This window comes from Streptomyces caeni (assembly GCF_042678285.1).
Lineage (GTDB): Bacteria > Actinomycetota > Actinomycetes > Streptomycetales > Streptomycetaceae > Streptomyces > Streptomyces caeni.
The window spans coordinates 1-20,352 of record NZ_JBHUDX010000136.1; the positions used below are offsets into that span (position 1 = coordinate 1).

Genomic DNA, 20,352 nt, shown 5'->3' on the forward strand with positions numbered 1-20,352 from the left:
ACTGCACCTGTGTGGTGCGATGCTCTGGCTCCGAAGCATCGCACCACACTCGTGATCCGAACTCCAGACAGGACCTAGGGGGTGTTTCGAAAGTCCGGCACAGCGCCCACGGCGCCCGGCACGCTCCCCCAGGCTCTTCGAGCAGGGGGCACCCCCACTCGCCGCACCGGGCGAAACCCTGAGTACGTCCAGTACGAGGGCTTTCGTCCGGCACGCCGAGAGCACGCACCGGACACCGCGGGCACCGCACAGGACTTTCGAAACACCCCCTAGGCCTGTCCGGCGGAGCGCGCGGGCGCCGGGCGGCCGGCGGGGCCCCGAAGCCGGTGCAGGCACCTGGGGGAAGGGGCCACCGGAGGGCGCGTACGAGTGACGCCGGCGGAGACCGCCGCGACCGGGACCGGGCCCGGCTCCCGGGCCGGACACCGGCCCGGCGTCCCTGCGGGCCGGTCGCGGGCGGGCCGTCTTCCGCCCCGCCCGCGCGGAGGCGGCCTGCCGCCCGGGCGGCATTGACGCGCGTAGCGCCGTTCGGGCACTCTCGTAGCTTGACCATCCGTCACGAGGGAGGCGTCATGCCGAAACGACTGTTCCGCTCCCTTCTTTCACTTGTCATGTTTGCGTCATTCACGGTCCTCGGGGTGGCCGCGACCAGCGGCACCGCGCACGCCGACGGCTGTTACACCTGGAGCCGCACCCTGAGCCAGGGCGCCAGCGGCGCCGACGTCCGCCAGCTGCAGATCAGGGTCGCCGGATACCCGGGCTACGGCGGGGTCCTCGCGATCGACGGCGAGTTCGGTCCCGCCACCAAGGCCGCCGTCACCCGCTTCCAGCAGGCCTACGGCCTGTCGGCGGACGGCGTCGCCGGCCCGCAGACCTACAGCAAGCTCTACGCGCTCCAGGACGACGACTGCACGCCGGTCCACTTCACCTACGGCGAGATGAACCGCTGCAACTCCACCTGGTCCGGCGGCGCGGTGTCCGCGGCGACCGCGAAGTTCAACGCCCTCCAGCAGATGTGGAAACTGGAGGCGCTGCGCCACGCCCTCGGTGACCACTCGCTGACCACCAGCAGCGGATTCCGCTCCTACTCGTGCAACTCCGCCGTCGGCGGCGCATCCAACAGCAACCACCTCTACGGCCGCGCCATCGACCTGACCGGTTCGCCGAGCTTCTGCGCGATCGTCAAGGAAGCCCGCTACCACGGATTCAACGAGATCCTCGGCCCCGGCTACCCCGGCCACAGCAACCATGCCCACCTCGGCAGCCAGAGCTCGCGCTACTGGTCCGCGTCCTCCTGCGGCATCTGAGCCGGCCCACCGCGGCCGCCGCCCCACCCCTCCGCACCCCGGGGTGGCGGCCGCCTCCCGGCCGGTACCCGGCCGCCTCCCGCCCCCGGGGGGGACCGGGGCCGCCGGGCCGGGCCGCCCGCCCGGGCCCGAGGACGCCGTACCAGGTCCGGACAGGGCGGTCAGGCCGACGGGGACGGGGGAGCCCCCGGGGACGGTGCGGCCGGGGACGGGGAAAGTCCCGGGAACGGTGCGGCGTCGCTCAGACGTACCGCTCCAGGATCGACGACTCCGCCAGCCGCGACAGCCCCTCGCGCACGCTGCGCGCGCGGGCCTCGCCGACGCCGTCCACCGTCTGCAGGTCGTCGACGCTCGCCGCGAGCAGCTTCTGGAGGCCACCGAAGTGTTCCACCAGGCGGTCGATGATGGCGCCGGGCAGCCGCGGGACCTTCGCCAGCAGGCGGAAGCCGCGCGGGGACACCGCCGAGTCGAGGGCTTCGGGTGAGCCGGTGTAGCCCAGCGCGCGGGCCACCGTGGGCAGTTCCAGGAGCTCGGCATGGGTCAGCGAGTCCAGCTCGGACAGCGCCTCCTCGACCGTGCGGGAGCGCTTCGCGGTCGGCTCGGACACGTAGTCGCGCACCACCAGCTCGCGCTCGGGCTCCACTCCCGCGATCAACTCGTCCAGCTGGAGGGCCAGCAGACGGCCGTCCGTGCCCAGTTCGACCACGTACTCGGCGATTTCGGTGGCGATGCGGCGGACCATCTCCAGGCGCTGTGCCACCGCCGAGACGTCCCGGACCGTCACCAGGTCCTCGATCTCCAGCGCGGACAGCGTGCCCGCCACCTCGTCCAGGCGCAGCTTGTACCGCTCCAGGGTGGCCAGGGCCTGGTTGGCGCGGGACAGGATCGCCGCCGAGTCCTCCAGGACGCGCCGCTGCCCGTCGACGTACAGCGCGATGAGACGCATCGACTGGGAGACGGAGACGACGGGGAAACCGACCTGCTTGCTCACCCGGTCCGCCGTGCGATGGCGTGTGCCCGTCTCCTCGGTCGGGATCGTGGGGTCCGGGACCAACTGCACGCCCGCCCTCAGGATCTTCGACAGGTCCGAGGAGAGCACGAGCGCGCCGTCCAGTTTGCACAGCTCCCTCAGCCGGGTGGCCGTGAACTCGACATCCAGCACGAAACCACCCGTGCACATCGTCTCGACGGTCTTGTCCGAGCCGAGCACGATGAGACCGCCCGTGTTGCCGCGGAGCACGCGCTCAAGTCCGTCGCGCAGCGCCGTGCCGGGTGCCACAGCGCTCAGGGAGGCGCGCATCAGGCCATCGGCACCGGAACTCCCACCGGACTTTCCGGGAGCTGCCGCCCGGTCGTTGGCTGCCACTGCACTCCTCCGGTCGCAGGTTCTGGGGCGCTCCCGTGTCGCACACTCGGTTCGTACGGACGGGCGAGACCAGGGCAAAGTCTACCGGCGGTCCTCCTCCTCCCGCGGGGCCTCTCGCCGACGGGAGCGCGGAAGGACCCGCAGGGCGTCGCCCATGTCCGCCACTTCCAGCACCTTCATCCCGGCGGGGACCTTGCCGGGATCGACCGGAACGAGCGCGTGCGTGAAGCCCAGCCGGTGTGCCTCGGCCAGGCGGCGCTGGACGCCCGTGACCCGTCTGACCTCGCCCGCCAGGCCCACTTCGCCGATCGCCACCAGGTTCTTGGGCAGGGGGGTGTCGCTCGCCGCGCTCGCCAGCGCCAGCGCTATCGCCAGGTCCGCGGCCGGTTCGGACAGCTTCACCCCGCCGACGGTCGCGGAGTAGATGTCCCGTTTGCCCAGGGCCGTGATGCGGCCGCGCTGTTCCAGCACGGCGAGCATCATCGAGACGCGGGAGGTCTCCAGACCGGACGTGGTACGCCGCGGGGAGGGGATCTGCGAGTCGACGGTCAGCGCCTGGACCTCCGCCACCAGCGGACGGCGGCCCTCCAGGGTGACGGTCAGACAGGTGCCGGGCACCGGCTCGTCGCGCCGGGTCAGGAACAGGCCACTGGGATCCGCCAGGCCCGTGATCCCCTCGTCGTGCAGCTCGAAGCAGCCGACCTCGTCGGTGGCCCCGTAGCGGTTCTTGACGCCCCGTACCAGACGCAGACGCGCGTGCCGGTCGCCCTCGAAGTGCAGCACGACGTCCACGAGGTGTTCGAGCAGGCGCGGGCCCGCGATCGCGCCGTCCTTGGTGACATGGCCCACGAGGAGGGTGGCCATGCCGCGCTCCTTGGAGGCGCGGATCAGGGCCCCGGCGACCTCCCGCACCTGCGCCATGCCGCCGGGGGCGCCGTCGATCTCGGGGGAGGCGACGGTCTGTACGGAGTCGAGGACGAGCAGTGAGGGCTTCACCGCGTCCAAGTGGCCCAGAACGGCCGCGAGATCGGTCTCCGCCGCCAGATAGAGATGGTCGTCGATGGCCCCGATGCGGTCGGCGCGCAGCCGCACCTGGCTCGCCGACTCCTCGCCCGTGACGTACAGCGTGCGGTGCTCGTCGCTCGCCGCCTTGGCCGCGACGTCCAGCAGGAGCGTGGACTTGCCGACGCCGGGCTCGCCGGCGAGCAGTACCACCGCGCCCGGCACGAGCCCGCCGCCGAGGACGCGGTCCAGCTCGGGTACGCCGGTGGAGCGGGCGGTGGCCTGCCGCCCGTCGACCTGGCCGATGGGCACGGCGGAGCTGGTCACCCGGCCCGGGGCGGTCGTGCGCACCGCGGGCGCGCCGTACTCCTCGACCGTGCCCCACGCCTGGCACTCGGGGCAGCGGCCGAGCCACTTGGCCGTCTGCCAGCCGCACTCGGTGCAGCGGTAGGACGGACGGTCCTTGGTGGTCTTGGTGCGGGCAGCCATGGACGAAACCGTAGCCGAGCGCACCGACACTCCGGGACGCACGTGCGCGGGGCCGGCCGGGCGGGGGTTCCCCGGGACCGTTCTGTACGCCGTGACCCGCCACTCCGTCCGACGGCGATCCGGCCGAACCGGGGAACGCGCCGTTCACCTGCGCATAGACTCCAGGCGCGCCGCATCCCCCATGAGCCGCGGAATCGCGTGTTCCTGTCCCCGTATGAGGGATCGTTTCACCCGTACGGAGTAAAAGTGCGCAAGGGGGGAGAAGGCGCCACCCCTGGGCGCCTACGGTCGCACGGGTGATGAGCAGCAGGCCGGAGACCTCAGAGCACGCCACCGGCGCACACCCGGCGCGTGAGGATGCGCGCAAGCGGGGGAGCGCGCCTCGTGGCGCGAGCATCCGCACCACGGCACAGCGGCCGCCCGCGCGCTACGAGCCCTACCTGGACGGCCTCTTCACCTACTGCCTCTCCGTGCTGTGTGACCACGACACGGCGACCGGTGCGCTGGGGGACGCCCTCGCGCTCGCCGAGCGCCGCGGCACACGCGGCCCGCAGAGCCCCGACGACCGCCGGTCCTGGCTGTACGCCCTGGCCCGCTGGTCCTGTCTGCGGCGGCTCGCCGAGGCCCGGCGCCGTCACCAGGCCGGCCACGCAGCCGGGCGCGATCGCGGCCCCCGCGCGCGCAAGGAGGCCGCCGACCGGCGCGCCGCCGCGGCGATCGGTGCCGTGCCCGTCCCCGAGGAGGTCCAGGAGATGCGCCGGCGGGAACTCGTGCAGCTCGCCTGGCCGGAGGCCGCCGGCACCACCCCCGAGCAGCGCGAGGCGCTCGAACTCGCGGTGCGCCACCAGCTCGCCGCCCACGAGGTCGCCGCGGTACTGGGCATGGACCTCGCCGCCACGCGGGAACTGCTCGCATCGGGCGCCTGCGAGGTCGAGCGCACCCGTGCCGCCCTCGCGGTCGTCGAGACCGGCACCTGCCCGGGTGTCGCCCGCCTCACCGGCGACCAGCAGCTCGTCCTGAACGCCACCCTGCGCCGCGAGCTGGTCCGGCACGTCGACGACTGCCCGCGCTGCCGCCGCACCGCCGAACGCGCGGTCCCGGGCACGTGGCCCGGCACCAGCGTCACCCCCGACGCGCTCCCCGTCATCGAGGCCCCGCGCACGGCCCTCAGCGCGGCGATGGCACACGCCTCACGTGCGCGCGGCGGCGCCCCCCGCTTCGACCGGCGCGGCTTCCCCATGGACCCCAAGGACCACGCGGCCCGCCGCGACCGTCTGCGTGCGTGCGCCGTCACGACGACCGTCGTCGCCACCGTGGTCGCGGCCCCCGTCCTCGCCCTGTGGGCCGCCTACCGCGGCGCGCCCCTCGTCGGCGAGGGCACCGACGGCCGCACCGCCACCGCGACGGAGGCGCACGGACCCGACACCCTCGGCGGCGAGGGCCCGGGCGGCTACGAGAACGCGGGCAACGCCAGCGCGAGACCGGACACCCGCTTCGGCAAGGACGGCCGCTCGCCCGATGTCTCCGTCGAGGTCATCGGTGTGAAGGCAGGCGCGGGCGCGGGACACCTCGCGGTGACGGCCGGCAACGACGGCACCACGACCCTCATCAAGCTGACGGCGTCCGGCGGCTCACCGGTCCACTGGTCGGTGTCGAGGGGTGCCTCCTGGCTCTACACGAACCGTTCCTCCGGGACGCTCGGCCCCGGCGAGTCGTTCACGGTACGGGTCTACGTCGACCACCTCCACGAGCCGTCCGGTCCCTGGCACGCGCGCGTGGCCGTGACCCCCGCGGACGCCGTGGTCATGATCGACGGGTACGGGGTGGCGGCCCCGTCCGACCCGGGCCCCACCCCCACGCACACCACCCCGTCCGCCCCCGGGCCGGACGGTCCGACCCCGACCGCTGCGGACCCCACGCCCAGCGACCCGACCCCGACGCAACCGCCGCCCACGAGCCCGCCCGTCACCGACCCGCCGGCGTCGACGCCCCCGCCCACCGACAGCGGCAGCCCGAGCCCGGCCTCGTCGGCGTCCTGAACCCCGGAGGTGCGGGATGCGGCGCTCCGCGCGCCCTCGCGGTTCGGATGCGCCCTCGTGGACCCGACGCGCCTCGCGGTCCGGATGCGCCCTCGCGGACCCCGTCCGGGAGAGGGCACCGCGAGCACCGGCACACCGCCACGCGCCCGGCACGCCCTCGCGGCCCCGTCAGACCTCCGGATCCGCGGGATGCGGAGCCACCAGGGGCAACCGTGAGGCCAGTCGCTGCTCGCACAACCCGGCCAGGCGGGCGTACCCCGCCTCGCCCATCAGCTCGGTCAGCTCGGCCCGGTAGGAGACGTACACCGGCTCGCCCGCGCCGTGCGCCGAGGTCGCCGACGTGCACCACCAGTGCAGGTCGTGGCCGCCCGGTCCCCAGCCCCGGCGGTCGTACTCGCCGATCGACACCTGCAGCACCCGGGTGTCGTCGGGCCGGTCGATCCACTCGTAGGTCCGCCGCACCGGCAGCTGCCAGCAGACGTCCGGCTTGGTCTCCAGCGGCTCGCGGCCCTCCCGCAGCGCCAGGATGTGCAGCGAGCAGCCGGCCCCGCCCGGGAAGCCGGGCCGGTTCTGGAAGATGCACGAACCCTGGTAGGGGCGGGTCTGCCGTGAGCCCTCGTCGTCCTCCACGACCCAGCCGGTCTCCATGCCCACGTCATGGTGCTGCCAGATCTCCGGCGTCAGCCGCGCCATGTGCGCAGCCACCCGCTTCTCGTCGTCCTCCTCCGAGAAGTGCGCCCCGAGGGTGCAGCATCCGTCGTCCGCGCGGCCCGCCCGGATGCCCTGGCAGCCGCTCCCGAACACGCAGTTCCAGCGCGAGGTCAGCCATGTCAGGTCGCACCGGAACACCTGCTCGTCGTCGGCGGGATCCGGAAACTCCACCCACGCGCGCGCGAAGTCGAGCCCCTTCTCGTCGCTCCTCTTCGCGGCCTTCTCGGACCTGGACGCCCTCGCCTGCGAAGAATCCTTCGATCCCCTGGAGGATTTGTCGGTCTTCGCCTTTTTCGTCTTTGGCACGCCTCCAGGGTAAGTGGCCCCGCATCGCTCTCAGGACCGAGGACCGGCGGACTGGCAGTAGCGTTCCGTACATGAGACTCGGTGTCCTCGACGTGGGTTCGAACACGGTGCATCTGCTGGTGGTGGACGCGCACCCCGGCGCGCGCCCCCTGCCCGCGCACTCGCACAAGGCGGAGCTGCGGCTCGCGCAACTGCTCGACGGCAGCGGTGCCATCGGCGCCGAAGGGGTCGACAAGCTGGCCGCCGTCGTCCTGGAAGCCCTGCAGGCGGCCGAGGACAAGGGCGTCGAGGACCTGCTGCCGTTCGCCACCTCCGCGGTACGGGAGGCGAGCAACGCGGACGACGTCCTGGCCCGGGTCAAGGACGCCACCGGTGTCGAGCTGCAGGTGCTGAGCGGCGCGGAGGAGGCACGGCTGACGTTCCTCGCGGCGCGCCGCTGGTTCGGCTGGTCGGCCGGCAAGCTGCTCGTCCTTGACATCGGGGGCGGCTCACTGGAGGTCGCGTACGGCATCGACGAGGAACCCGACGCGGCGGTGTCGCTGCCCCTGGGGGCCGGCCGGCTCACCGCGGCATGGCTGCCCGGGGACCCGCCGGATCCGGCCGATGTGAAGGCGCTGCGCCGGCACGTGCGGGCGGAGATCGCCCGCACGGTCGGCGAGTTCAGCCGCTTCGGGGCGCCCGACCACGTGGTCGCCACCTCCAAGACGTTCCGGCAACTCGCCCGCATCGCCGGGGCGGCACGCGCGGCCGAGGGCCTGTACGTGCAGCGCGAGCTGAAACGGGAGTCCCTGGAGGCGTGGGTGCCGCGGCTGGCCGGGATGACCTACGACGAACGTGAGGACCTCCCCGGCGTCTCCGACGGCCGCGGGAGCCAGCTCCTCGCCGGGGCGCTGGTCGCGGAGGGGCTGATGGACCTCTTCGGCGTGGAGACGCTGGAGATCTGCCCGTGGGCGCTGCGGGAGGGTGTGATCCTTCGGCGGCTGGACCACATGGTGACGCCGTAGACGCCGACGGCACCTGAGAGGGCGGGGAGGGCGGGGAGAGCGCAGGGGCGCAGGAGAGCGGGGGCGGGCGCAGGCAGGGCGCCGCCGGGGCGCGGGTACGGGACGGCCGGAGCAGGGGTGAGCGGGCGGGCCCGCGCGGTGGCGGCAATGGTTCGCTGTGCCCCTTCCCACATCCCTCCTGTCGCATCCGGCCCTCCATGTCAACGCGACGCCCCGTACCCTGTCCCTCGTGGCAGAACCTGTAGTGCGCATCCCGGATGCGAAGGTCGCCCTGTCGACGGCTTCCGTCTATCCGGAGTCGACGGCGACGGCCTTCGAGATCGCGGCGCGCCTCGGGTACGACGGGGTCGAGGTCATGGTGTGGACCGACCCGGTCAGCCAGGACATAGAGGCGCTGCGCAGGCTCAGCGACTACCACGGGATCCCCATCCTGGCCGTCCATGCCCCGTGCCTGCTGGTCACCCAGCGGGTCTGGTCCACCGATCCGTGGGCCAAGCTCCAGCGCGCCCGCGCGGCCGCCGAGAAGCTCGGCGCCGGCACCGTGGTCGTCCACCCGCCCTTCCGGTGGCAGCGCCAGTACGCCCGTGACTTCGTGGAGGGGGTCTGGCGCATGGCGGACGAGACGGATGTGCGGTTCGCCGTCGAGAACATGTATCCGTGGCGCTACCGCGACCGCGAGATGCTCGCGTACGCCCCCGGCTGGGACGTGACCGGGTACGACTACCGCCACTTCACGATCGATCTCAGCCACACCGCGACGGCACGCACCGACGCCCTCCAGATGCTCGATCGCATGGGCGACCGCCTCGGCCACGTCCACCTCGCCGACGGCAACGGCTCCAGCAAGGACGAGCACCTCGTGCCCGGCCGCGGCATCCAGCCCTGCGCCGAGGTCCTGGAGCGGCTGGCGCTCACCGGCTTCGGCGGGCACGTCGTCATCGAGGTCAACACCCGCCGCGCCATGTCCAGTGCCGAGCGGGAGGCCGACCTCGCGGAGGCCCTCGCCTTCACGCGCCTCCACCTCGCGTCGGCCGCGAAGGTGCCCCGAGGGTGAGCAGGGCACGGGGCCAGGCGGACGCGGCTGAGGGGGATGCTGGTGAGCGGGGTGTTCCGTCCGTGACCGGGGCGAGCCGTGTGCGCCGCGGCAGGGGACGGCCCAGCCGCACGGAGACGGCGGCGGCCCCCGCCACCCGGGACCGCATCCTGGAGGCGGCTCGCGAGGAGTTCTCCGAGCGCGGCTACGAGAAGGCGTCCGTACGGGGCATCGCCAAGGCCGCCGGGGTCGACTCCGCGCTCGTGCACCACTACTTCGGCACCAAGGAACAGGTCTTCGAAGCGGCCATCGAGATCGTCTTCGCGTCCGCCCTGAGCGCGCCGGACGCGGTCGCCGACGGCCCCCGGGACGCCGTCGGTGAGCGCCTGACCCGGTTCGTGTTCGGTGTCTGGGAGAACCCGGCGACCCGCAGGCCGCTGCTGGCCGTGGTCCGCTCCGCCGTGAACAACGAGACCGCGGCCGCCGTCTTCCGCCGCCTGGTCGCCGCGCAGCTGCTGCGCCGCATCGCGGGACAGCTGGACGTCCCGGACCCGGAACTGCGCGCCGAGCTGGCGGCCGCGCAGCTGGTCGGGGTGGCGATGCTGCGGTACGTGATCAAGGTGGAGCCGCTGGCGTCGGCGGACATGGAACAGCTGGTGGCGCGGCTGGCTCCAGTCGTGCAGGGGCACCTGACGAACCCCTGAGCGCCCGGGGGACCCGGGCCCTCCGGCTGCGGCGCAACCGCGCGGACGACCGCGCAAACGACCGCGTAGACACTTGCGCAAACGGTTGCGCAAACACTTGCGCGCCCCTCCCGGCCATCGGCCGCAGCACGAGACGCGCATCCCGTATCCCGGACATCGTGTCCGCACCTTGGAGCACCGGCGTAGGCTCGACGTGAGTCAGAACTCTCCGAAGGAGCGAGCGACGATGCCCGAGCTGAGGTCCCGCACAGTCACCCACGGCCGCAACATGGCGGGCGCCCGCGCCCTGATGCGCGCCTCCGGTGTACCCGGTGCGGACATCGGACGGAAGCCGATCATCGCGGTCGCCAACTCCTTCACGGAGTTCGTTCCGGGCCACACCCACCTCCAGCCGGTCGGCCGGATCGTCAGCGAGGCCATCACCGAGGCGGGCGGCATCCCGCGCGAGTTCAACACGATCGCTGTGGACGACGGCATCGCGATGGGCCACGGCGGAATGCTCTACAGCCTGCCCTCCCGCGACCTGATCGCGGACAGTGTGGAGTACATGGTGGAGGCCCACCGCGCCGACGCCCTGGTCTGCATCTCCAACTGCGACAAGATCACCCCGGGCATGCTGATGGCGGCGCTGCGCCTGAACATCCCGGCGGTCTTCGTCTCCGGCGGCCCGATGGAGGCCGGCCGGGCCACCCTGGTCGACGGCACGGTCCGCTCCCTCGACCTGATCGACGCGATCGCCGACGCCGCCAACGACAAGATCTCCGACGAGGACATCCTCCGCATCGAGGAGAACGCCTGTCCGACGTGCGGTTCCTGTTCCGGCATGTTCACGGCCAACTCGATGAACTGCCTCACCGAGGCGATCGGCCTCTCCCTCCCCGGCAACGGCTCGGTCCTCGCCACGCACACGGCCCGCAGGGCGCTGTACGAGGACGCCGCCCGCACGGTCATGGACCTGACCCGCCGCTACTACGAGCAGGACGACGAGACGGTCCTGCCGCGCTCCATCGCGACCTTCTCCGCCTTCGAGAACGCTATGGCCCTGGACATCGCGATGGGCGGCTCGACCAACACGATCCTGCACCTGCTGGCGGCGGCCCAGGAAGCGGGCGTCCCCTTCGGCCTGGAGGAGATCGACCAGGTCTCGCGCCGGGTTCCCTGCCTGGCGAAGGTGGCCCCGAACGTCGCCGGGAACCGCACGTACTACATGGAGGACGTGCACCGCGCAGGCGGCATCCCCGCACTCCTCGGCGAACTGCACCGCGCGGGCCTGCTCAACGAGGACGTGCACGCGGTCCACAGCCCGTCCCTCGCGGACTGGCTGAAGACCTGGGACGTCCGCGGCGGCTCCCCCTCGCCCGAGGCGGTGGAGCTGTGGCACGCGGCCCCGGGCTGTGTCCGCTCCGCCGAGGCGTTCTCCCAGTCCGAGCGCTGGGAGGCCCTGGACGAGGACGCCGAGAACGGCTGCATCCGCTCCGCCGAGCACGCGTACTCCAAGGACGGCGGCCTGGCCGTCCTCCGGGGCAACCTCGCGGTCGACGGCTGCGTGGTGAAGACGGCGGGCGTCGACGAGTCGATCTGGACGTTCGAGGGCCCGGCGGTCGTCTGCGAGTCCCAGGAGGAGGCTGTCGAGAAGATCCTGACCAAGCGGGTCAAGGAGGGCGACGTCGTCGTCATCCGCTACGAGGGTCCCAAGGGCGGCCCCGGCATGCAGGAGATGCTGTACCCGACCTCGTACCTGAAGGGCCGGGGCCTCGGCAAGGCGTGCGCGCTGATCACGGACGGCCGTTTCTCCGGCGGCACGTCGGGCCTGTCGATCGGCCACGCGTCCCCCGAGGCGGCCTCGGGCGGAACGATCGCCTTGGTGTGCGACGGCGACCGCATCCGCATCGACATCCCGAACCGCGCGATCGACCTCCTGGTCGGCGACGAGGAACTGGCCGACCGCCGCGCCGCCCTGAACGGCGCCTACGTCCCCGTCGACCGCGACCGCAAGGTCTCGGCCGCCCTGCGTGCCTACGCCGCGATGGCGACGAGCGCGGACAAGGGCGCGGTGCGGGATGTGACGAAGCTCGGCTGAGGGCTCGTGTCGCGTGAGGGCCGCTCCTTCGGGGGTGGCCCTCACGCACGTCACCATCGCGACGGATCGTGCCCGTCCACGCTGAAGACGGTGCCGTCGGGGGCGGCGGCGTAGACGTGGCCGTCGACGAGGACGGGATCAGGCAGCGCGGCTGCGACTCGATCAGCTTTCGGGCTCAGGCGCGGCGGAGTCTGGCCGATGAACCCTCCCGTGCCGGCGTCGAAGGCCAGCAGCCGCCCGTCTGCAGCGGTGAAGTAGACATGCCCGCCGTCCATGACCGGCGCCGAGCCGCGGCTCACGGACGTCTCCACGTGCCAGAGCTGCTTCCGCGCGTTCATGTTCACGGCTTCCAGCGAGCCACCCGCGGCGAGGAGGTACACGACATCGCCGTGCACGGTGGCGTGGGGGCGTTCGCGCCGGACGGGCAGGGCCACCCTGCGCGTCGCCTTGGATTCCGGGGTGTAGCGGACCACGGCGTTCGTCTCACCATGGACGGTCTCGTCTGCGGACAGGAAGAACACGCTGCCGTTCGTGGCACCGAAAGGTTTCAGCGTTCCTTTCAGATGTGCATCCCACCGCACGTCGCCGGTTTCGGGATCCACGGCGGTGACATGCGTGCTCGACCCGTCGTCGGAGGTGCTCGTCGCATACGCCAGCGGGTCCCCGGGGAACGCGGTGAAGTACGGCGTTCTCTGGCCGGGGATCCGACGGCGCCACTTGCTGTCTCCCGATGCGCTGTCCACTCCGGTGACCGTCCCGTCCGCAGCGGTGAGCAGGAACATGCCGCCGGCCAGCCCCATCCCGTTGTACTCGGGCATGGCCCGTCGCCAGCGTGTCGTTCCCGACGCGGGATCCAGTGCCTCCATGTGCCGGAGCTGGGCCGTCAGCGGCTGGACGAGTCCTCCCGACAGGACGGGCGGTCCGTTCCTGGGTGTTCTGCCGACGGAGTGCCGCCACAGCTGGGAGCCGTCGGACGGGCGGAGGGCGAACACCGATCCGGGCTGTGCGCACAACAGTTTCCCCGCCCCATAGGAACATTGGGGCGCACTTCCGTCTTCGGGGGCGAGCTTCACCTCCCAGGCACGGAATGCGTCCGCCGTGGTCCGGGGCGTGGCCCCCTTCGACGGGGTGGGTTGGCCTTTGAGCGACAAGGTCCAGGCGAGCGCACCGCCCACGACCAGCAGGAGCGCTCCGCCCGCGAAGAACACGTTCCTGCGGGTGCGCCTCCCGAACCGCGGCTCCGGCTCCTTGACGCGGGGCTCCGGCATGGGCCCCTCACCTGCCCGCTGTGCCGGTATGAACGGCTGAGTGTCGTACGACGCCGAGACCGTCCGGAGTTCCCGCATCAGCTCGTCCGGTGTGGGCCGGTCCTCGGGCTCCTTGGCGAGACAGCGCAGCACCAGCGGCGCGAGGCTCTCCGGAACACCGGTCAGGTCCGGCTCGTCGTGCACGACCTGGTAGGCCACGATGTAGGGGCTGTCGGAGTCGAACGGCCCCCGCCCGGTGGCCGCATGCACCAGCACGGATCCGAGCGCGAAGACGTCGGCCGCGGGACCGACCTCCCTCGGCCGCCTGAACTGCTCGGGTGCCATGAAGGGCGGCGTGCCGATCAGTTTGCCCGTCTCTGTGCGTAGTTCGCTGTCCTTCGGCCGGGAGATGCCGAAGTCGATGACCTTCGGCCCGTCCTCGGCGAGCAGCACGTTGCCGGGCTTCAGGTCCCGGTGCACGACCCCGACGCGATGAATGTCGCGCAGCGCCTCCGCGAGCCCGGCCATCAGCCGACGCAACTGCGCCGGAGGCATGGGACCGTTCCGCTTCACATGATCGGCCAAGGTCGGACCGGGGATGAACAGCGTGGCCATCCACGGCCGTTCAGCCTCCGGATCGGCGTCGACCACGGGCGCGGTGAAAGCTCCGCTCACCCTTCTGGCCGCGGCCACCTCCTGCCGGAAACGCCCCCTGAACTCGGCATCCATGGCGAACTGGGCGTGTACGACCTTGACCGCGAGCTTCATGCCCGAAGCGCTCCGGGCCAGATGCACGACGCCCATGCCACCTGATCCCAGGCAGGACTCCAGGTGATATTGACCGGCGTACTCGGGAAGTTCCGCTTCCGCGCCCGCCTCGGTGTTGCGCTGTGGCGTCATGGACCACCCCCGTGCTTTTCGTACGCGCGCGCGACGCACGGAGCCTAGTCGATGACTCGTATGCGACGGAGGCGGCTTGCTAGCCTCCGTGTGCGTGTTGCGTTTTGCCTGTTTCACGGTGTGATCCGAGGGAATGAACGAGGTCCCATGGCAGTCATGGGGCTTGAACGGGGGAGGTTTTTTCATGTCTGCTGACCGTGCCGAAGAAGCCGGGGCCGGCGACAAGGCGCAGGCCGTCGCGACGGCCACGACCTTGCGCTACTACTCGGTGGCGCCCGGCGTCCGGCTCAACGTCCGCAGCGGACCGGGCACCAACTACACCATCGTCCGGGTCCTGCCCGAGGGCGCCTCGGTCCCGATCTTCTGCCAGACACCGGGTACGACGGTCACGGGCACGTACGGCACGACCAACATCTGGGACAACATCGACGACGGCGAGTACGTTTCGGATGCCTACGTGTATACGGGCAGCGACGGGTACGTCGCCTCGCGCTGCGCCTGACCCAGGGGCGGCGGGACCCCGGTCGGGGCCGGAGTGATAATCGACGCGTGAGCGACGAGAACGGCACTCCGGACACCCCCCGGGGCCCCCGCCCCGAACCGATGCGCTACTTCGGCACGACCTGGGTCGAGCACGACGGCGGCTACCGGGCCCGTCGCCTCGCCGTCTCCGCCGGCTCCCTCGCGGCCGCCGCCGTCTCCTGCCTCGTCCTGCGCTTCGCCTACCAGGGACTGCAGATCGCGGACGTCGGCAAGCCGGTGACCCTGATGGTCGTGGTGATGTTCGCGGTGTGCAGCGCGCTCGCGTTCGGCCACACCTGGGGAGCCTTCACCGAGCGCCCCGACCCGGACCGCCAGGCCACCCTGCGCGGCCTCCTGGCGATCGGCTTCGTCGGCTCGCTGCTCGCCTACTTCGTCCGTTCGCTGAGCGAGGCCCCCGGCGAGAAGCTCCACCGCGAGGAGTACGAGGCGGCCCGCGCCGCCCACGACAAGCGTGCTTCCCGCCGCACGGGCAACCCGTCCCGCAGACGCCGCCCCTGACCCACCCTGGGGGTATGACCGCCCCCTCCCACTCCGCCCGGGCCCGTTCCTTCAACGCCGCCGCGGCTCAGTACGCCGCGAACCGCCCCTCCTACCCGCCCGCCCTCCTCGACGCCCTGGAAGAGCTCGCCGGCCGCCCCCTGCCCGGCGCCCGCGTCGCGGACATCGGCGCAGGCACCGGCATTGCCACCGCCCTGCTCAAGGACCGCGGCGCCCGCGTCCTCGCGGTGGAGCCCGGCGACGGCATGGCGGCCCAGTTCCGCCGCACCCTCCCCGGAGTGCCCCTCCTGCGTGGCGACGGCAACGCCCTCCCCCTCGCCACCGCCTCCGCCGACGTCCTCGCCTACGCCCAGTCCTGGCACTGGACCGATCCCGCCCGCTCGGTCCCGGAGGCCCTGCGCGTCCTGCGGCCGGGCGGGGCGCTCGCGCTGTGGTGGAACACGGACGCCGGGGACGTCCCGTGGATCGCCGAGCAGGCGGAGCGCATCATGCGGTTCTTGGCGGCGGGCAGGCGTCCAAGAGCGGCGCCGGCGGCATCCGGACCGAACTCGCCTTCGCGGGCGCCCCCGAGGTCCCGGACCACACCCATCGTGTCGTCCGCTGGAGCCGCACGGTCCCCGTCGACACCCATCTCGCGAACATCGGCAGCCACTCGGTCTTCCTCGTCCTCGGAGAGGAGAGAGCGAACGCCTTCCTCGCCGAGGAGCGCGAACACCTCCTGAAGGTCTTCCCCGGCGGCCTGGTCGAGGAGGTCTACGACGTCGTACTGATCGTGGCGACGCGCCCGTAGGTCCGTCAGGAAGACCCGGCGCCCCATCCGACGACCGCCCGAGCAGACCCGCAGGGCCCGCCGAGCAGACCCGCAGGGCCCGCCGAGGAGACCCGAGCCCCCGAGGAGACCCACCGCGACCCCCTGAGGAGACCCACCGGAATCCCCAAGGAGACCCATCACACAACCTCACGGGCCCACCAGGCCCTTGACGGCGGATCGGCGGCGCGCGCAGTATTCATCGCATGATGAATATTCGCCGGAGGCATCCACCCGGCCCTCCGAACCCGCGGCAGGCCACCACTGCCACCACTGCCACCACCACCGCCCCCGCCGTCCGCGCCGAGCACCTCACCGTCGTACGCGGCCCCCGCACGGTCCTGCGCAGCCTGGGCTTCTCCGTCCGCCGGGGCCAGATCACCGGCCTGCTCGGCCCCTCAGGCTGCGGCAAGACGACCCTCATGCGCGCGGTCGTCGGCAGCCAGGCCAAGGTCACCGGCACCCTGGAGGTCCTCGGCCGTCCCGCGGGCGACCCCGCCCTGCGTTCACGCATCGGCTACGTCACCCAGGCGCCCTCCGTCTACGACGACCTGACCGTCCGCCAGAACCTCGACTACTTCGCCTCGGTCCTCGACCCCAGGGCCACCGCCGACGACCGCCGCCGCGACATCGATCGCGTCCTCGACGACATCGACCTCGCCTCGCACGCCGACGCCCTCGCCGGCACCCTCTCCGGCGGGCAGCGCAGCCGGGTCTCCCTCGCGGTCGCGCTCCTGGGTACCCCCGAACTCCTCGTCCTGGACGAACCGACCGTCGGCCTCGACCCCGTCCTGCGCCGTGACCTCTGGAATCTCTTCCACACCATCGCGGCCGACCGAGGCGCCACGCTCCTCGTCTCCTCCCACGTCATGGACGAGGCCGAGCGCTGCCACCGTCTCCTGCTGATGCGCGAGGGCGAGATCCTCGCCGACGACACCCCGGACGCGCTGCGCACCCGCACGGGCGCGGAGACGGTCGAGGGGGCGTTCCTGCACCTGGTCGACGAGGCGGCAGCGAAGAGCGGCGCCGGAAATGAGACAGTCCGATGACCACGACCGGCCCGCAGCCGGCGGGCAGCGCCCTCAACCCCTCCCGTACGACGGCGACCGCCGCCCGGGTGCTGCGCCAGCTCCGCCACGACCCGCGCACCATCGCCCTGATGATGCTCGTGCCGTGCCTCATGCTCTTCCTGCTGCGCTATGTCTTCGACGGCAGCCCGCGCACCTTCGACTCCATCGGGGCCTCACTGCTCGGGATCTTCCCGCTGATCACGATGTTCCTGGTGACATCGATCGCGACCCTGCGTGAACGTACCTCCGGCACCCTGGAACGCCTCCTCGCGATGCCCCTGGGCAAGGGCGATCTCATCGCGGGCTACGCCCTCGCCTTCGGCACCCTGGCGATCGTCCAGTCGGCCCTGGCGACGGGCCTGGCGGTCTGGTTCCTGGGCCTCGACGTCACGGGTTCCGCCTGGCTCCTGCTCCTGGTCGCCCTCCTGGACGCCCTGCTCGGCACGGCCCTGGGCCTGTTCGTCTCCGCCTTCGCCGCCTCGGAGTTCCAGGCTGTCCAGTTCATGCCGGCGGTGATCTTCCCGCAACTGCTCCTGTGCGGACTGTTCACCCCCCGCTCCAATATGCATCCGGCCCTGGAGGCGATCTCCGACGTGCTCCCGATGTCCTACGCGGTGGACGGCATGAACGAGGTCCTCCGGCACACCGAGATGACGGCCACGTTCGTCCGGGACGTGCTGGTCGTCGCGGGGTGCGGGCTGCTGGTGCTGGGACTGGGGGCGGCCACGCTGCGACGCAGGACGGCCTGATCCCCGTCCCGCCCTCCGGACACGTCGGCCGCGCCACCGCCACCGGTGCGAGGATGAATCGGACGACGCAATTCTCGGAGGGCACCCGCACCATGACCCAGAAAGTCGCAGTCCTCGGCACCGGAAAGATCGGCGAGGCCCTGCTCAGCGGAATGATCCGGGCCGGCTGGGCCCCCGCCGACCTCCTGGTCACCGCCCGCCGCCCGGAACGAGCCGAGGAGCTCCGCACCCGCTACGGCGTCGAAGCCGTCAGCAACGCCGACGCCGCCAAGCGCGCCGACACCCTCATCCTGGCCGCCAAGCCCCAGGACATGGGCAGGCTCCTCGACGAACTGGCCCCGCACATCACCGCCGACCGCCTGGTCATCAGCGCCGCTGCCGGCATCACGACCGCCTCCATCGAGGAACGCCTCGGCGACGGCGTCCCCGTCGTCCGCGTCATGCCCAATACCCCCGTCCTCGTGGACGAGGGCATGTCCGTGATCTCGGCCGGCTCGCACGCCTCCGCCGCGGACCTCGCCCACACCGAGGAGATCTTCGGGGCCGTCGGCAAGACCCTCCGCGTTCCCGAGTCCCAGCAGGACGCCTGCACCGCCCTCTCCGGATCGGGGCCGGCGTACTTCTTCTACCTGGTCGAGGCCATGACCGACGCCGGCATCCTGCTCGGGCTGCCCCGGGACAAGGCCCACGATCTGATCGTGCAGTCCGCGATCGGCGCGGCCGTGATGCTCCGAGACAGCGGGGAGCACCCGGTGAGGCTCCGCGAGAACGTCACATCGCCCGCGGGTACGACGATCAGCGCGATCCGCGAACTGGAGAAGCACGGCGTACGGGCTGCCCTGATCGCGGCACTGGAGGCGGCCCGCGACCGCAGCCGCGCACTGGCCTCCGGCAGCAACAGCTGACCCCGTGCCCACCGCCGGGCCCCGGCGGTGGGCACACGGCACTCAGCCGGCCGGCAGCAGCCCGATCGCCCGGTACGCCGCGTCCACCCGCGGCCTGGCCATGTCCCTGGCCCGCCGGGCACCGGCCCGCAGCACCCCGTCCACGTGCCCCGGATCCGCGCACAACTCCTTGTGCCGCTCCTGCACGGGCCGCAACAACTCGACCACGGCCTCCGCGGTGTCCTTCTTCAACGCGCCGTAGGACTGATAGGCGCCGCTCAGGCCTTCCGGGTCCCGGCCCTCACACGCGGCAAGGATCTCCAGCAGGTTCGCCACCCCCGGCCGCGCCTCCCGGTCGTAGACGACGTCCGTCCCGCTGTCGGTCACGGCCCGCATGATCTTCTTCCGCACCACATCCGGCTCGTCGAGCAGATAGACGACTCCCTGCCCCGAGTCGTCCGACTTCCCCATCTTGGATGTCGGGACCTGCAGATTCATGACCCGGGACGCCACCTTCGGAGGGGTTGCCCGAGGCACCACGAAGGTGTGCCCGTACCGCTGGTTGAACCGCACCGCCAGATCACGCGCCAGCTCCACGTGCTGTGTCTGGTCGTCCCCCACGGGCACCTCGTCCGTCCCGTACGCCAGGATGTCGGCCGCCATCAGCGCGGGGTACGTCAGCAGCGACAGCCGTACGCTCCCGCCCCGCTCCCGCTCCCGTACGGCCTTCTCCTTGTACTGGATCATCCGCCGCATCTCGCCGTCCGTGGCCACGCACTCCATCAGATACGACAGCCGCGCGTGCTCGTCCACATGGCTCTGCACGAACACGGTGCACAGTTCGGGGTCGAGCCCCGCCGCGAGCAGCAGGGTCGCCGCCTGCCGGCTGAGCCTGCGCACCCGGGCCGGATCGTGGTCCACGGTCAGGGCGTGCAGATCGACGACGCAGAAAAGGGAGTCGGCCTGGTGCTGGTCCACCTCGGCCCACCGGCGCATGGCTCCCAGGTAGTTCCCCAGCGTCAGATGCCCGGTCGGCTGGATCCCGCTGAACACCCGTGTCATTGCTCTACCTCCTGGTCGGAGCCGCCGTGCCCGGCCGGCCGCCCTTCAGGAGGGAGATACGGAAACGGCCGCCGGGGCGGCGGCCGTTGAGTGCATACGTGAGTGCGGCCGCCGTCAGGCGGGCCACCACTGCTGGCTACACGTACGCGATGTCATGACAAGGAGAGTACCCCGTCGTGGTTCGGTGCGGAGTCGAGTTGACAGTCTCCGGCCCGATCCGTAGGGTTCTCCGGGTTGTCCGATGTGAGCGCCGACTCCGGTCGGTCCCCGGACGATCATTCCGCAGGTACTCAACGCCATCGGCGACTCGTCGTCATGTCTATTGGTGTGTGTATTCACGGAATGAGGAATCCATGTCCGAACTTGTGTGAGGACACGGCCTCGATTAGCTCGGGAGCCGGGAATCCGCTAAAGTCTCACTCGTCGGAACGGCTCAACGGCCGCAAAGACAGCCCGCTCTGACCGGGAATCAGCTCCGAAAGGATCTGATAGAGTCGGAAACACCGAAGGGAAGCGCCCGGAGGAAAGCCGTGAGACTGGTTCTCGTGGT

16 protein-coding genes and 1 pseudogene are annotated in these 20,352 nt (G+C 71.8%); 12 read left to right on the forward strand and 5 right to left on the reverse strand.

The features are described from left to right. The first annotated feature begins 572 nt into the window (after positions 1-572). The gene (locus tag ACFSL4_RS35725) at positions 573-1,307 is read left to right on the forward strand and encodes a D-Ala-D-Ala carboxypeptidase family metallohydrolase (RefSeq protein ID WP_381092105.1); all 735 of its coding nucleotides are present in this window, start codon (positions 573-575) and stop codon (positions 1,305-1,307) included. A gap of 241 nt (positions 1,308-1,548) precedes the next feature. Here ACFSL4_RS35725 and disA read toward each other — a convergent pair whose 3' ends face one another. Both disA and radA read right to left on the reverse strand, forming a co-directional pair. After that, the gene (gene disA / locus ACFSL4_RS35730; protein WP_381092106.1) at positions 1,549-2,673 is read right to left on the reverse strand and encodes a DNA integrity scanning diadenylate cyclase DisA; all 1,125 of its coding nucleotides are present in this window, start codon (positions 2,671-2,673) and stop codon (positions 1,549-1,551) included. A gap of 81 nt (positions 2,674-2,754) precedes the next feature. Next, positions 2,755-4,164 (reverse strand): DNA repair protein RadA, encoded by a 1,410-nt coding sequence (radA, locus tag ACFSL4_RS35735; RefSeq protein WP_381092108.1) that lies wholly within the window; start codon positions 4,162-4,164, stop codon positions 2,755-2,757. A gap of 299 nt (positions 4,165-4,463) precedes the next feature. On the opposite strand from radA, the gene ACFSL4_RS35740 reads away from it, so the two are divergent. Then, positions 4,464-6,203, forward strand: coding sequence for a BACON domain-containing protein (locus ACFSL4_RS35740; RefSeq protein ID WP_381092110.1), 1,740 nt, complete (start codon positions 4,464-4,466; stop codon positions 6,201-6,203). 168 nt (positions 6,204-6,371) lie between these two features. On the opposite strand, the gene ACFSL4_RS35745 is transcribed toward ACFSL4_RS35740, so the two are convergent. Next, a complete protein-coding gene (locus ACFSL4_RS35745; protein ID WP_381092112.1) occupies positions 6,372-7,220 on the reverse strand; it encodes a DUF3109 family protein in 849 nt (282 codons plus the stop codon). A gap of 71 nt (positions 7,221-7,291) precedes the next feature. Here ACFSL4_RS35745 and ACFSL4_RS35750 point away from each other — a divergent pair, with 71 nt between their 5' ends. The 4 genes from ACFSL4_RS35750 (at position 7,292) to ilvD (ending at position 12,041) form a co-directional block, all read left to right on the forward strand. Continuing rightward, positions 7,292-8,224: a Ppx/GppA family phosphatase gene (locus tag ACFSL4_RS35750; RefSeq protein WP_381092114.1), complete on the forward strand. Its 933-nt coding sequence runs from the start codon at positions 7,292-7,294 to the stop codon at positions 8,222-8,224. Positions 8,225-8,453: 229 nt separating this feature from the next. After that, positions 8,454-9,278, forward strand: a complete 825-nt coding sequence (locus ACFSL4_RS35755) for a sugar phosphate isomerase/epimerase family protein (RefSeq protein ID WP_381092116.1) — start codon at positions 8,454-8,456, stop codon at positions 9,276-9,278. A gap of 62 nt (positions 9,279-9,340) precedes the next feature. Continuing rightward, entirely contained in the window at positions 9,341-9,961 is a 621-nt protein-coding gene (locus tag ACFSL4_RS35760; protein WP_381092118.1) for a TetR/AcrR family transcriptional regulator, read from the forward strand. Between the two features lie 226 nt (positions 9,962-10,187). Beyond that, a complete protein-coding gene (ilvD, locus tag ACFSL4_RS35765) occupies positions 10,188-12,041 on the forward strand; it encodes a dihydroxy-acid dehydratase (protein ID WP_381092120.1) in 1,854 nt (617 codons plus the stop codon). Between the two features lie 50 nt (positions 12,042-12,091). Here the strand turns inward: ilvD and ACFSL4_RS35770 are convergent, their stop codons facing one another. Next, a complete protein-coding gene (locus tag ACFSL4_RS35770) occupies positions 12,092-14,188 on the reverse strand; it encodes a protein kinase domain-containing protein (RefSeq protein ID WP_381092122.1) in 2,097 nt (698 codons plus the stop codon). Between the two features lie 184 nt (positions 14,189-14,372). Between ACFSL4_RS35770 and ACFSL4_RS35775 the strand changes: the two genes are divergently transcribed. The 6 genes and pseudogenes from ACFSL4_RS35775 to proC all read left to right on the forward strand — a co-directional run bounded on the left by ACFSL4_RS35775 (position 14,373) and on the right by proC (position 18,761). Continuing rightward, on the forward strand, positions 14,373-14,690 hold the full coding sequence (locus ACFSL4_RS35775) for an SH3 domain-containing protein (RefSeq protein WP_381092124.1): 318 nt from the start codon (positions 14,373-14,375) through the stop codon (positions 14,688-14,690). A 47-nt stretch (positions 14,691-14,737) separates the two neighbouring features. Then, positions 14,738-15,229: an EamA/RhaT family transporter gene (locus ACFSL4_RS35780; protein WP_381092126.1), complete on the forward strand. Its 492-nt coding sequence runs from the start codon at positions 14,738-14,740 to the stop codon at positions 15,227-15,229. Between the two features lie 14 nt (positions 15,230-15,243). Continuing rightward, positions 15,244-16,019 (forward strand): annotated as a pseudogene (locus ACFSL4_RS35785) (class I SAM-dependent methyltransferase). Positions 16,020-16,243: 224 nt separating this feature from the next. Further along, on the forward strand, positions 16,244-17,086 hold the full coding sequence (locus ACFSL4_RS35790; protein WP_381092128.1) for an ABC transporter ATP-binding protein: 843 nt from the start codon (positions 16,244-16,246) through the stop codon (positions 17,084-17,086). Next, positions 17,083-17,856 carry an ABC transporter permease gene (locus tag ACFSL4_RS35795; protein WP_381092130.1) on the forward strand — a complete coding sequence of 258 codons (774 nt, stop codon included), beginning with the start codon at positions 17,083-17,085 and terminating at the stop codon, positions 17,854-17,856. The genes ACFSL4_RS35790 and ACFSL4_RS35795 overlap by 4 nt, the downstream gene beginning before the upstream one ends. 92 nt (positions 17,857-17,948) lie before the next feature. Beyond that, positions 17,949-18,761 carry a pyrroline-5-carboxylate reductase gene (gene proC, locus ACFSL4_RS35800; protein ID WP_381092132.1) on the forward strand — a complete coding sequence of 271 codons (813 nt, stop codon included), beginning with the start codon at positions 17,949-17,951 and terminating at the stop codon, positions 18,759-18,761. Between the two features lie 42 nt (positions 18,762-18,803). On the opposite strand, the gene trpS is transcribed toward proC, so the two are convergent. Continuing rightward, a complete protein-coding gene (trpS, locus tag ACFSL4_RS35805) occupies positions 18,804-19,802 on the reverse strand; it encodes a tryptophan--tRNA ligase (RefSeq protein WP_381092134.1) in 999 nt (332 codons plus the stop codon). Positions 19,803-20,352 lie beyond the last annotated feature (550 nt).